Source organism: Delftia sp. WY8 (genome assembly GCF_018437695.1).
Classification (GTDB): domain Bacteria; phylum Pseudomonadota; class Gammaproteobacteria; order Burkholderiales; family Burkholderiaceae_C; genus Comamonas; species Comamonas tsuruhatensis.
This window is the reverse complement of record NZ_CP049795.1, coordinates 2,638,174-2,650,066: the sequence shown is the minus strand read 5'-3', so window position 1 is coordinate 2,650,066 and position 11,893 is coordinate 2,638,174. Positions and strand designations below refer to the sequence as shown.

At 67.0% G+C, this 11,893-nt stretch carries 10 protein-coding genes; all 10 read left to right on the top strand.

What is annotated here, in order from left to right:
* The first annotated feature begins 22 nt into the window (after positions 1-22).
* Complete coding sequence (locus tag G4D77_RS12255) at positions 23-742, top strand: response regulator transcription factor (RefSeq protein ID WP_016446445.1); 720 nt, start codon at positions 23-25, stop codon at positions 740-742.
* A 37-nt stretch (positions 743-779) separates the two neighbouring features.
* The gene (locus G4D77_RS12250; RefSeq protein WP_046987370.1) at positions 780-2,267 is read left to right on the top strand and encodes a sensor histidine kinase; all 1,488 of its coding nucleotides are present in this window, start codon (positions 780-782) and stop codon (positions 2,265-2,267) included.
* An 82-nt stretch (positions 2,268-2,349) separates the two neighbouring features.
* Positions 2,350-3,045, top strand: coding sequence for a nucleoid occlusion factor SlmA (slmA, locus tag G4D77_RS12245; protein WP_012203254.1), 696 nt, complete (start codon positions 2,350-2,352; stop codon positions 3,043-3,045).
* A gap of 183 nt (positions 3,046-3,228) precedes the next feature.
* A complete protein-coding gene (locus tag G4D77_RS12240; protein ID WP_047217715.1) occupies positions 3,229-3,936 on the top strand; it encodes a TetR/AcrR family transcriptional regulator in 708 nt (235 codons plus the stop codon).
* 62 nt (positions 3,937-3,998) lie between these two features.
* Positions 3,999-5,804: an acyl-CoA dehydrogenase C-terminal domain-containing protein gene (locus G4D77_RS12235; protein ID WP_154835771.1), complete on the top strand. Its 1,806-nt coding sequence runs from the start codon at positions 3,999-4,001 to the stop codon at positions 5,802-5,804.
* An 80-nt stretch (positions 5,805-5,884) separates the two neighbouring features.
* Positions 5,885-6,325: a DUF2147 domain-containing protein gene (locus tag G4D77_RS12230; protein WP_016446431.1), complete on the top strand. Its 441-nt coding sequence runs from the start codon at positions 5,885-5,887 to the stop codon at positions 6,323-6,325.
* A gap of 54 nt (positions 6,326-6,379) precedes the next feature.
* The gene (locus G4D77_RS12225) at positions 6,380-8,782 is read left to right on the top strand and encodes a 3-hydroxyacyl-CoA dehydrogenase/enoyl-CoA hydratase family protein (protein ID WP_017405914.1); all 2,403 of its coding nucleotides are present in this window, start codon (positions 6,380-6,382) and stop codon (positions 8,780-8,782) included.
* Positions 8,783-8,805: 23 nt separating this feature from the next.
* The gene (locus G4D77_RS12220) at positions 8,806-10,002 is read left to right on the top strand and encodes an acetyl-CoA C-acyltransferase (RefSeq protein ID WP_017405913.1); all 1,197 of its coding nucleotides are present in this window, start codon (positions 8,806-8,808) and stop codon (positions 10,000-10,002) included.
* Positions 10,003-10,106: 104 nt separating this feature from the next.
* Positions 10,107-11,009, top strand: a complete 903-nt coding sequence (locus G4D77_RS12215) for an alpha/beta hydrolase family protein (RefSeq protein ID WP_047474638.1) — start codon at positions 10,107-10,109, stop codon at positions 11,007-11,009.
* Between the two features lie 37 nt (positions 11,010-11,046).
* Entirely contained in the window at positions 11,047-11,877 is an 831-nt protein-coding gene (locus tag G4D77_RS12210) for an acyl-CoA thioesterase (RefSeq protein ID WP_154835769.1), read from the top strand.
* The last annotated feature ends 16 nt before the right edge of the window (positions 11,878-11,893 follow it).

Sequence of the window (11,893 nt, the reverse complement as noted above, 5' to 3'; positions counted from 1 at the left end):
GCTTTTGTTTTTTAGGTTTGATATGCGTTTGCTTCTTGTGGAAGACGATGTGATGGTGGCCAGTGGCATCAAGCTGGGGCTGTCCGATGCGGGGTATGCCGTGGACTGGGTCGGCAGTGCCGAGCGCGCCCTGGAGGTGCTGGCCCAGGAAGCCTTCGACCTGGCCGTGATCGACATCGGCCTGCCCGGTATCGACGGGCTGGAGCTCACGCGCCGCCTGCGCAGCAGCGCGGTGGAGAGCTCGGCCATGCCCGTGCTGATTCTGACGGCGCGCGATGCGCTGCAGGACCGCGTGCAGGGCCTGGACCAGGGCGCCGACGACTACATGGTCAAGCCCTTCGAGCTTCCTGAACTGCTGGCCCGGCTGCGCGCGCTGCTGCGCCGATCACAGGCAGCCACATCGGCCGTCCTCAGCTTCGGTCCCATCGAGCTGGACACGGCAGGCCGCCGCGCCGGCGCGCGCCAGCCTGCGCAAGACGATGAGAGCGAGGGAAAGCTGCTGCCCATCGACCTGGGCCCGCGCGAATGGACCGTGCTGGAATACCTGCTGATCCACGCGCCCAAGCCGGCCAGCAAGGACAAGCTGCTGCAGGCGCTCACGGGCTGGGACCGAGAGATCACGCCCAATGCGGTCGAGGTCTATGTCTCTCGCCTGCGCAGCAAGCTGGAGCCGCACGGCGTGGCCCTACGCTCCATCCGGGGCTTCGGCTATCGGCTGGAACTCTCGCATACCGTTGCCTGATGCGGACATGGCGCATGGCCCCAGGCGCTGACCGCCCATGACAGCCAATCTGCGACTTCGCCTGCTGGTGCTGCTGGTGGTGCCGCTGACGCTGCTGGCGCTGATGGGCGGCTGGTTCGGCTACCGCTCGGCAGACGAGGCCTCCACCCAGCATGACCAGCGCCTTTTGCGCCTGCTGCCCGCGCTGGCCGACTCCGTGCTGGCACCGTCGATTGCCGAGGGAACGCCGCCGCTGGTCGCGCTGACGCCCGCCATCGAGGAAGTCTTGCGCCAGCGCGGCAACGACGTCGGATATGCCGTGGGCGACCTGCAGGGCCATGTCGTTGCCGGCGACACCTGGATCCGCTTCGATGTGCCTTCCACGCCGCTGGCCGAGTTCCACAGCCAGGAGCATGACGGCCTGACCTACCGCGTGGCCGTCATGCGCGCCGAAACCTATGGCGCCGGTGAAATGGTGCTCGTGCTGGCCGACGGTGGCGACGTACGCCAGCAATGGGTGCGCCAGTTGCTGCTGCATGTGCTGCTGCCCAGCGTGCTGCTGATCGCGGGCGCTGGCATTGCCATCTACTGGTCGGTCAGCCGGGCCTTCCGGCCGCTGCTGACCCTGACCCAGGCTGTGGAGCGGCGCTCGCCGCGCGACCTCAGTCCCATCTCTGAGCACAGCTCGCCCGCCGAGGTCCGCCCGCTGGTGCGCTCGCTCAACCGATTGTTTGCACTGGTCAACGCCCAGGCCGAAGGCCAGCGGCGCTTTGTGGCCGATGCCGCCCATCAATTGCGCACGCCTCTGGCGGCCTTGCAGGCCCAGGTCGAGGCCTGGGCGCTGAGCGCGCAGGCTGCCCAGGCCGAGGCGAGGCGCAAGGGCACCGAGGCCCAGGTGGTGCTCAGCGTGACGCAGATCGAGCAATTGCGCGACGCCACGCGGCGCACCTCGCAGCTGGCACGCCAGCTGCTGGCGCTGTCACGTGCCGACGCCCGCAATGCCGAAGTCCAGCCGCTGCAGCAGGTGGACCTCAAGGACCTGTGCGAAAGCATGCTGGAAATGTTCTTCGACCAGGCCAGCGCCAAGGGGCTGGACTTCGGCCTTGACGTTGCTCTGGCCAGTGTCTGGGGCCACAGCTGGCTGCTGCGCGAACTGGTATCCAATCTCGTGGACAACGCCATCAAGTACACGCCGCCCGGCGGCAGCGTCACGCTGCGCTGCGGCATGTACCATGGCGCGGGGCAGTCTGCGGATGAGCCGCCAGGGTGGGCCTTCCTGGAGATCGAGGACGATGGCCCCGGCGTGCCCGAGGCCGAGCGCTCGCAGATCACGCAGCGCTTTTACCGCGCCCAGGGTGCGTCCGGCGATGGAACGGGGCTGGGATTGGCGATTGCCGATGAAATCGCCCTGTTGCACCAGGGCACTCTGGCCTTTGGCGCCGGCGCGCAGGGCAAGGGCCTGCTGGTACGCTTGGAGCTTCCATTGCAAATGCCGGCCGTGCTCTCGGAAACAGTAGCAGCGCAGCCAACAGGGACGCGATCCTGACGGTTGCGCTCATGGGGACAGCTTTGTGCGGAGTTGCCGCCGAGGGCTGTGAGAGAATTACTTACAAATAGTTGATCTGCTTATGTCCGAGTCTGAAGTCCTGTCGCCTTTATCCGCTCCTGGCGCTGATGTCGTTTCCGACGAAGCCGCCTCCGCTTCCGCCCCCACGCCTGCGCGCAAACGCCCCAAACCCGGGGAGCGGCGCGAGCAGATCCTGCAGGCGCTTGCGGCCATGCTGGAAAAGCCCGGCGCAGAACGCATCACCACGGCAGCGCTGGCCGCTCACCTGGGCGTCAGCGAGGCGGCCCTGTACCGCCACTTCGCCAGCAAGGCCCAGATGTTCGAAGGACTGATCGAGTTCATCGAGCAATCCGTCTTCACGCTGGTGCAGCAGATCGTCGGGCGGGATGTGCCGGAGGAAGAGCGGCCCGCAGTGGATGGCATGCGCCAGGCCAGCCGCGTGATCTCGCTGGTGCTGCAGTTCGGCGAGCGCAACCCCGGCATGGTGCGCGTCATGGTGGGCGATGCCATCGTCTTCGAGCACGAGCGTCTGCAGGCCCGCATGAACCAGTTCTTCGACCGCATCGAATCCACGTTGCGCCAGTGCCTGCGCCCCGCCGCCGGTGCGCTGGGCTCCTCCGCCCCGACGGTCGATGCACAGGTGGCCGCCAGCGTGCTGACATCGTTCGCGCTGGGCCGCCTGCAGCGCTACGCGCGCTCGGGTTTCCGCCGCCTGCCGACCGAGCATCTGGAAGCCAGCCTGGCCTTGATGGTCTGAACATGGCCCAGCGGACCCCAGGGTCCGCTCTGCAGCAAAGCCACCCGCTTGTGCCGGTGGCTTTTTTCATGGGCACGCGGTGGAGGGGGCTTCGGGTTGCTAGGTGTTTTCCCCCGCATGTCTTCGCCGCGACAAGCTTTCCATGCAAAATAGCACGAACGTTCGTTTTAACAAGAATTTCGCATGTCCAGCGTTTCCGCCCCACGCCGCACCGCCCGCTCTCCGGCCAACTCCAATGCCGATCCCAAGGCCGGCTCTTCCGTGCACGAAGCTGCCGCACCGGCGCCGCGCCGCGCGCTGCACAAGGGTCAGCAGACCAAGGCCACCATTGTGGAGGCTGCCCTCAACCTGGCCACGCACATTGGCCTTGAGGGCCTGTCTATCGGCGCTCTGGCCGAGCTGACGGGCATGAGCAAGTCGGGCGTGTTCGCGCATTTTGGCTCGCGCGAGGAGCTGCAGATTTCCGTGGTGCATGAATACCACGACCGTTTCGAGCAGGAAGTGTTCTTCCCGGCGCTTCAGGCGCCGCGCGGCGTGGCGCGTCTGCGCGCGCTGTTCGACAACTGGATGAAGCGCACTTCGATCGAGCTGGACTCGGGCTGCATCTATATCAGCGGCGCCGTGGAGTTCGATGACCGCACGGGGCCGGTGCGCGATGCGCTGACGGCCTCGGTCCAGACCTGGCACGCAGCCATGCGCCGCACCATCGTGCAGTGCCGCGAATGCGGCGACCTGCGTGCCGACCTGGACGAGAACCAGCTGCTGTTCGAGATCCACGGCCTGATCCTGGCCCTGCATTACGAGGCGCGCTTCCTGCGCAACGAAGGCTCCATGCAGCGCGCCATCGACGGCTTCGAGAGCATTCTGGCGCGCTACGCCAGCCCGACCTGATTTTTCAGTTTCACCGTTTTCACCGCATCCACTGCAAACCCCGCCAACACAGGAGAAGACAAATGCCCAGCTACAACCCGCCCCTGCGCGACATGCAATTCCTCATGCACGAGGTGTTCAAGGTCACGGATGACTACCGGCAGATGACGGCGCATGCCGAGGTCGATGCCGACACCATCAACGCCGTGCTGGAAGAGGCGGGCAAGTTCGCGGCCAATGTGACGTTTCCGCTGAACATCAGCGGCGATGCCGAGGGCTGCGTGCTGAACAAGGAAACCCACGAGGTCACCACGCCCAAGGGCTTCAAGGAGGCCTACCAGAAGTACGTGGAAGGCGGCTGGCCTTCGCTGTCCTGCGACACGGCCTATGGCGGCCAGGGCCTGCCCTTTGCGGTGAACTCGGCGCTGTACGAGATGCTCAACAGCGCCAACCAGGCCTGGACCATGTACCCCGGGCTGTCGCACGGCGCCTACGAGGCCCTGCATGTGCATGGCACGGAAGAGCAAAAGAAGCTGTACCTGCCCAAGCTGACCAGCGGCGAGTGGACCGGCACCATGTGCCTGACCGAGCCCCATTGCGGCACCGACCTGGGACTGCTGCGCACCAAGGCCGAGCCCGTGGCCGGCGCGCCCGAGGGCACCTACAAAATCACCGGCAACAAGATCTTCATCAGCGCTGGCGAGCACGACTTCACCGACAACATCGTCCACCTGGTGCTGGCCCGCCTGCCCGATGCGCCCCCGGGCTCCAAGGGCATCAGCCTGTTCGTGGTGCCCAAGTTCGTGGTCAAGGCCGATGGCTCGCTGGGCGAGCGCAACCCCATCTTCTGCGGTGCGCTGGAGCACAAGATGGGCATCCATGGCAATGCCACGGCTCAGATCAATATCGACGGCGCCATCGGCACCCTGGTGGGCCAGCCGAACAAGGGTCTGCAGGCCATGTTCGTGATGATGAATGCCGCCCGCCTGGGCGTGGGCAACCAGTCGCTGGGCCTGACCGAGGTGGCCTACCAGAATGCCCTGGCCTATGCCAAGGACCGCCTGCAGATGCGCAGCCTGTCGGGCACCAAGGCCAAGGACAAGCCGGCCGACCCCATCATCGTCCACCCCGACGTGCGCCGCATGCTGCTGACGGCCAAGGCCTATGCCGAAGGCGGCCGCGCGCTGGTGACCTACTGCGCCTTCCTGATCGACAAGGAGTTCAACCACCCAGACGAAAAGGTGCGCAAGGACAGCGCCGAGCTGGTGGCGCTGCTGACCCCCATCGTCAAGGCCTTCATCACCGACAACGGCTGGACGGCCACCACCATGAGCCAGCAGGTCTATGGCGGCCATGGCTTCATCACCGAATGGGGCATGGAGCAGTTCGTGCGCGATGCGCGCATCAACATGATCTATGAAGGCACGAACGGCATCCAGGCGCTGGACCTGCTGGGCCGCAAGGTGCTGGGCAACCAGGGCGCATCGCTCAAGAAGTTCGGCAAGCTGGTGGCGCAACTGGTGGAGGAAGAGGGCGTCAACGAGAAGATGGCCGAGTTCATCAATCCCATCGCCTACCTGGGCGACCAGATGACCAAGTTCACCACCGAGATCGGCTTCAAGGGCATGCAAAACCCCGACGAGGTGGGTGCCGCCTCTGTGGACTACCTGCGTGTGGCGGGCCACCTGGTGTTCGGCTACTTCTTCGCCCGCATGGCCCAGGTGGCGCTGCGTGCAATCGCCAAGGGCAACACCGACCCGTTCTACCAGGCCAAGCTGCAGACCGCGCGTTTCTACTTCGCCAAGCTGTTCCCCGAGACCGCGACGCTGATGCGCACGGCCCGCGCGGGCAGCAAGTCCCTGATGGACACGGACGCAGCGCTGGCCTGAACGGCTTCACTCCAACATGGGAGCACGGGCTGTGCGCATCAGCGTGGTCTGTGCGCCTTTCTAGGCGAAAGGGGTTTGAAATGAAGGCATATCAAGCACTGGCAGCAATGGTGCTGGGCCTCACGGCCGTCGCGGCGCAGGCGCAGATGACGCCCGTGGGCCTGTGGAAGAGCGTGGACGACAAGAGCGGCGAAGCCAAGTCCGAGATCCGCGTGGCCGAGAACGACGGCGTGGTCACGGGCCGCATCGAGCAGATCCTGCGCAAGGGCGCTGATCCGGCCGCCACCTGCACCGAGTGTTCTGACGACCGCAAGGGCCAGCCGCTCAAGGGGCTGGAGATCATCCGCGGCGCCAAGAAGGCCGAGGGCAAGGACGTCTGGGAAGGCGGCAAGATCCTCGACCCCGAAAACGGCAAGACCTACACCCTGCGCCTGACGCCCATCGAGGGCGGCGCCAAGCTCGAGGTGCGCGGCTCCATCGGCCCCTTTGGCCGCACCCAGACCTGGGTGCGCGTGCAGTAAACCATTCCGGAAGGCGGCCGCAGCGGCCTCCTTCCTCCCACTTGTGGAACATCCATGTCCCGATTCAATGTGAAGAAAGTCGCCGTGCTCGGCGCTGGCGTGATGGGTGCGCAGATCGCGGCCCATCTGGTCAATGTCAAGGTGCCCGTGGTGCTGTTCGACCTGCCTGCCAAGGAAGGCCCGAAAAGCGGCATCGCCGAGCGCGCCATCGCCAACCTCAAGAAGCTCAAGCCTTCGCCCATCGGCGTGGCCGAGGACGCGGACCTGATCCAGCCCGCCAACTACGAGGAGCACCTCAAGCTGCTCAAGGGCTGCGACCTGATCATCGAGGCCATTGCCGAGCGCATGGACTGGAAGCTCGATCTGTACACCAAGATCGCGCCCCATGTGGCCAAGCACGCCATCGTGGCGTCCAACACCTCGGGCCTGTCCATCACCAAGCTGTCCGAGGCGCTGCCCGACGCGATCAAGCCGCGCTTTTGCGGCATCCACTTCTTCAACCCGCCGCGCTACATGCCGCTGGTGGAGCTGATCGCCACGCCGACCACGCAGCCCGTGGTGCTGGACCAGCTCGAAGCCTTCGTCACCAGCGGCCTGGGCAAGGGCGTGGTGCGCGCCAAGGACACGCCCAACTTCATCGCCAACCGCATCGGCATCGCCGGCATGCTGGCCACCATGAAGGAGGTCGAGAACTTCGGACTGACCTTCGACGTGGTCGATGACCTCACCGGCAAGAAGCTGGGCCGCGCATCCAGCGGCACCTTCCGCACGGCCGACGTGGTGGGCCTGGACACCATGGCCCATGTGATCAAGACGCTGCAGGACAACCTCAGCGCCGAGACCGATCCCTTCTACGCCAGCTTCGGCACGCCGCCCGTGCTGGCCAAGCTGATCGAGCTGGGCAACCTCGGCCAGAAGGCGAAGAAGGGCTTCTACAAGAAGGTCGGCCGCGACATCCTGCAGTTCGAGCTGGACAGCGAGGACTACGTGCCCGCAGGCGGCAAGGCCGACGAGGTCTATGGCCGCATGCTCAAGAAGCCCGCTGCCGAGCGCCTGAAGCTGCTGCGCAATGCCGAGGGGGCGCAGGGCCGCTTCCTGTGGGCCATCCTGCGCAACAGCTTCCACTACGCGGCCATCCACCTGGAGAGCATTGCCGAGTCCGCCCGCGACGTGGACCAGGCCATGCGCTGGGGCTTCGGCATGAAGCAGGGCCCGTTCGAGCTGTGGCAGGAAGCCGGCTGGCTGGAAGTGGCGAAGATGGTCCAGGAGGACATCGATGCCGGCAAGGCATTGAGCAAGGCACCTCTGCCCAAGTGGGTCTTCGAAGGCCCGGTGGCCGAGGCTGGCGGCGTGCACACGGCGCAGGGCTCGTGGAGCCCTGCCAAGGGCCAGTTCGTGCCCCGCCGCGTGCTGCCCGTCTACGAGCGCCAGATCTTCCCCGAAAAGCTGCTGGGCGAAGACAGCCTGCCCGACTGGAAGACGGCCGGCACCACGATCGCCGAATCCAAGGCGCTGCGCACCTGGACGCTGGACGGCCAGATCCTGATCGCCAGCATCAAGAACAAGATGCACGCCATCAGCCCCGAAGTCATGGAAGCGCTGATGGAGGCCGTGGACGTGGCCGAGACCGACTTCCAGGGCATGGTCATCTGGTCGGGCGATGCGCCGTTCAGCGTGGGCGCCGACCTGGAAGCCACCATGCCGGCCTTCGTGATCGGCGGCGCCGACGCCATCGAAAGCGTGGAGCAGGAGCTGCAAAACCTGATGCTGCGCATCCGCTACGCCCAGGTGCCCGTGGTTGCGGCCATCCATGGCATGGCGCTGGGCGGCGGCTGCGAGCTGGCCGTCTACAGCGCGCGCCGCGTGGCGCATATGGAAAGCTACATCGGCCTAGTGGAAGTCGGCGTGGGCCTGGTGCCCGGCGCGGGCGGCCTGACCTACATCGCGCGCCGCGCGGCAGAGAACGCCGCCACCAGCACGGGCAAGGACCTGCTGCCCTTCCTGACCGAAGGCTTCACGGCCGCGGCCATGGCCAAGGTGGGCACCAGTGCCATCGAGTCGCGCAAGCTGGGCTACCTGCTGGACAGCGACCTCATCGTGCCGCACAAGGACGAGCTGCTCTTCGTCGCCATCAACGAGGCCAAGTCCATGGCCGCAGGCGGCTGGCGTGCGCCGCTGCCGCGCAGCTTCCCCGTGGCGGGACGCAGCGGCGTGGCCACCATCAAGGGCTCGCTGGTCAACATGCGTGACGGCGGCTTCATCAGCGAGTTCGACCAGCATGTGGCCAGCCTGATCGCCAACGTGGTCTGCGGCGGCGACGTGGATGCGGGCACCCTGGTGGACGAGGCCTATCTGATGAAGCTCGAACGCAAGGCGTTCTGCCACCTGATCGGCCATCCCAAGACGCATGAACGCATTCTCGGAATGCTGAACACCGGCAAGCCCGTCCGCAATTGAGGCAGATCGAGGAGAGACAAGACATGAAACAAATCCAAGACGCCTACATCGTCGCCGCCACGCGCACGCCCATCGGCAAGTCGCACAAGGGCTTTTTCCGCAACTACCGTCCCGACGACCTGCTGGCGACCACGCTGAAGGCCGCGCTGGCCCAGGTGCCGGGGCTGGACCCGGCTGCCATCGAGGACATCATCTGCGGCTGCGCCATCCCCGAGGCCCAGCAGGGCCTGAACGTGGCGCGCATCAGCGCCGTGCTGGCGGGGCTGCCCACCAGCGTGGGTGGCATCACCGTGAACCGCTTCTGCGCCTCGGGCCTGTCGGCCGTGGCCATGGCGGCGGACCGCATCCGCGTGGGCGAGGCCGACGTGATGATCGCGGCCGGCGTCGAGAGCATGAGCATGGTGCCCATGATGGGCAACGCGCCCTCGCTGTCGCCGTCCATCTTCGAGCGCGATGGCGACGTGGGCATTGCCTATGGCATGGGCCTGACGGCCGAGAAGGTGGCCCAGCAGTGGAAGGTCTCGCGCGATGCGCAGGACGCCTTTGCGCTGGAGTCGCACCGCCGTGCCCTGGCCGCGCAGCAGGCCGGCGAGTTCAAGGACGAGATCACGCCCATCGAGGTCACTGACCGGAGCCTGGACCTGGCCAAGGGCGAACCCGTGGTGCGCACGCGCACCGTGGAGCTGGACGAGGGCGCACGCCCCGACACCAGCCTGGAAGGCTTGGGCAAGCTGCGCACCGTGTTCGCGGCGCGCGGCTCGGTGACGGCCGGCAACAGCTCGCAGACCAGCGATGGCGCAGGCGCGCTGATCCTGGCCAGCGGCGCCGCCGTGCAGCGCTTCGGCCTCACGCCGCTGGCGCGCTTCGTGAGCTATGCCAGCAAGGGCGTGCCGCCGGCCATCATGGGCATCGGCCCCATCGAAGCCATCCCGGCCGCGCTGCGCTATGCGGGCCTCAAGCAGGACGACATCGACTGGTTCGAGCTCAACGAAGCCTTTGCCGCCCAGTCGCTGGCCGTGGTCAACACGCTGGGGCTGGACCCCGCCAAGGTCAATCCCATGGGCGGCGCCATCGCCCTGGGCCACCCGCTGGGTGCCACAGGCGCCATCCGCTCGGCCACCGTGGTGCATGCGCTGCGCCGCAAGCAATTGCGCTACGGCATGGTGACGATGTGCGTCGGAATGGGCCAGGGCGCCGCCGGCATCTTCGAGCGGGTCTGACCGTTGCTCAAGGCCCCGTTCGCGGGGCTTTGTCTTTTTCGCTCATCCCATTTTTTCCCATCCATGCGAGCCGGCACAGAAACGGCACCGACCAGGAGACAGCCATGGAACAACACCAACTCAGCAGCGATGGCGCCACGCTGGCGCTGCGCGTCTACACGCCCGCTGGCCCGCCGCGCGCCAGCGTGGTCATCGGCGGGGCCATGGGGGTGCGCCAGGCCTTCTACGAGGCCTTTGCCACCTGGCTTGCGGGCCAGGGCTATCGGGTGACCAGCTTTGACTACCGGGGCCATGGCGATTCCCTGCAAGGCTCTTTGCGCCAGGTGCGTGCCGACCTGTGCGACTGGGCGCGCGACTACGAGGCGGTCATCGCCCATGCCAAGGCGCAGCTGCCGGACCAGCCGCTGTTCCTGATCGGCCACAGCCTGGGCGCCCAGCTGCCGGGCCTGCTGCGCTCCCCGCAGCTGGTGGACGGCCTTTTGAGCATTGCGGCCGGCAGCGGCTACTGGCGCGACAATGCGCCCCGCCTCAAGCGCCTGGTTCCCTATTTCTGGCATGTGCTGGTGCCCGTGGCCACGCGCCTGTGCGGCTACTTTCCGGGCAGGCGCCTGCGCAAGGTGGGCGACCTGCCGGCCGGCGTCATGCTGCAGTGGCGCCGCTGGTGCCTGAATCCGCGCTACAGCGTGGGTGCCGAGGGCGAGGCCGCCGCGCGCAGCTACGCCGCCGTGCGCTTTCCGGTGATGGCGCTGTCCATGAGCGACGACGAACTCATGACCTGGCGCGGCACCGAGCACCTGTTCGCGCTCTACGCCAATGCCCCCAGCCGCATCGAGCGCATCGAACCCAAGGCCCTGCAGTTGCGGCGCATAGGGCATTTCGGCTTCTTCCGCGCCGATATGCGCGACGCGCTCTGGGGCCGGGCCGTGGACGTGTTCTCGGGCTGGACCAAGGCGCCGGCCGCCGCGGCCCACCCGCGCTTTCCCTCACCCGCAGAGTCGCCGGCTTGACGGACGCGGGCGCCGCTTGCCATCACACTCGTTTGCCATGAGCACAGACATCCATCCTCTCGACCAGGCCGTGGCGCTCACCCCCACCGGCGCCGTGGGCCACTACCAGGGCCAGACCACGCAGGACTACTGGAACATGGTGGGCCCATACGGCGGCATCACCGCCGCCGCGCTGGTGCGGGCCATCCAGCAGCATCCGCTGTGCCTGGGCGATCCGCTGTCCATCACCGTCAACTACGCGGCCGCGCTGGGCGCGGGGCGCTTCGACATCGAGGCCCGCCCCGTTCGCACCAACCGCTCCACCCAGCACTGGCTGCTGACCATCACCCAGCCCGACCAGGATGGCGATGCCCAGGTCGTCACCACGGCCACGGCCGTCACGGCCGTGCGGCGCAGCACCTGGGGCGGCACCGACCTGGCCATGCCCGAGGTGCCGTCGCCCGCCGCCGTGCAGCGCGTGCCGCCGCTGGGCGGCGTGGAATGGCTCAACCGCTACGACATGCGCTTTCTCGACGGCATCATTCCCCAGACCTGGGATGGCCGCGAGACCGACAGCCTCACGCGCCTGTGGGTGCGCGACGAGCCGCCGCGCGCACTGGATTTTTGCGCGCTGGCCGGCCTGGCTGACGTATTCTTCCCGCGCGTGTGGCTGCGCCGCGCACAGCGCACCCCGGCGGGCACGGTGTCCATCACCGTCTACTTCCATGCGGGGCGCGAGGAACTGGCTGCCGCAGGCACGGGCCACCTGCTGGCCCAGGCGCGCGGCCAGGAATTTCGCAACGGCTTCTTCGACCAGAGCGCCCAGCTGTGGAGCGAGGCCGGCGTGATGCTGGCGAGCAGCCACCAGATCGTGTATTTCAAGGAATAAGCAAGGCAAGACCATC

Bases quoted from the DNA above. Each gene is read 5' to 3' on its own strand.
- G4D77_RS12255 (WP_016446445.1), top strand. From the start codon at position 23: ATGCGTTTGCTTCTTGTGGAAGACGATGTGATGGTGGCCAGTGGCATC.
- G4D77_RS12250 (WP_046987370.1), top strand. From the start codon at position 780: ATGACAGCCAATCTGCGACTTCGCCTGCTGGTGCTGCTGGTGGTGCCG.
- slmA (WP_012203254.1), top strand. From the start codon at position 2,350: ATGTCCGAGTCTGAAGTCCTGTCGCCTTTATCCGCTCCTGGCGCTGAT.
- G4D77_RS12240 (WP_047217715.1), top strand. From the start codon at position 3,229: ATGTCCAGCGTTTCCGCCCCACGCCGCACCGCCCGCTCTCCGGCCAAC.
- G4D77_RS12235 (WP_154835771.1), top strand. From the start codon at position 3,999: ATGCCCAGCTACAACCCGCCCCTGCGCGACATGCAATTCCTCATGCAC.
- G4D77_RS12230 (WP_016446431.1), top strand. From the start codon at position 5,885: ATGAAGGCATATCAAGCACTGGCAGCAATGGTGCTGGGCCTCACGGCC.
- G4D77_RS12225 (WP_017405914.1), top strand. From the start codon at position 6,380: ATGTCCCGATTCAATGTGAAGAAAGTCGCCGTGCTCGGCGCTGGCGTG.
- G4D77_RS12220 (WP_017405913.1), top strand. From the start codon at position 8,806: ATGAAACAAATCCAAGACGCCTACATCGTCGCCGCCACGCGCACGCCC.
- G4D77_RS12215 (WP_047474638.1), top strand. From the start codon at position 10,107: ATGGAACAACACCAACTCAGCAGCGATGGCGCCACGCTGGCGCTGCGC.
- G4D77_RS12210 (WP_154835769.1), top strand. From the start codon at position 11,047: ATGAGCACAGACATCCATCCTCTCGACCAGGCCGTGGCGCTCACCCCC.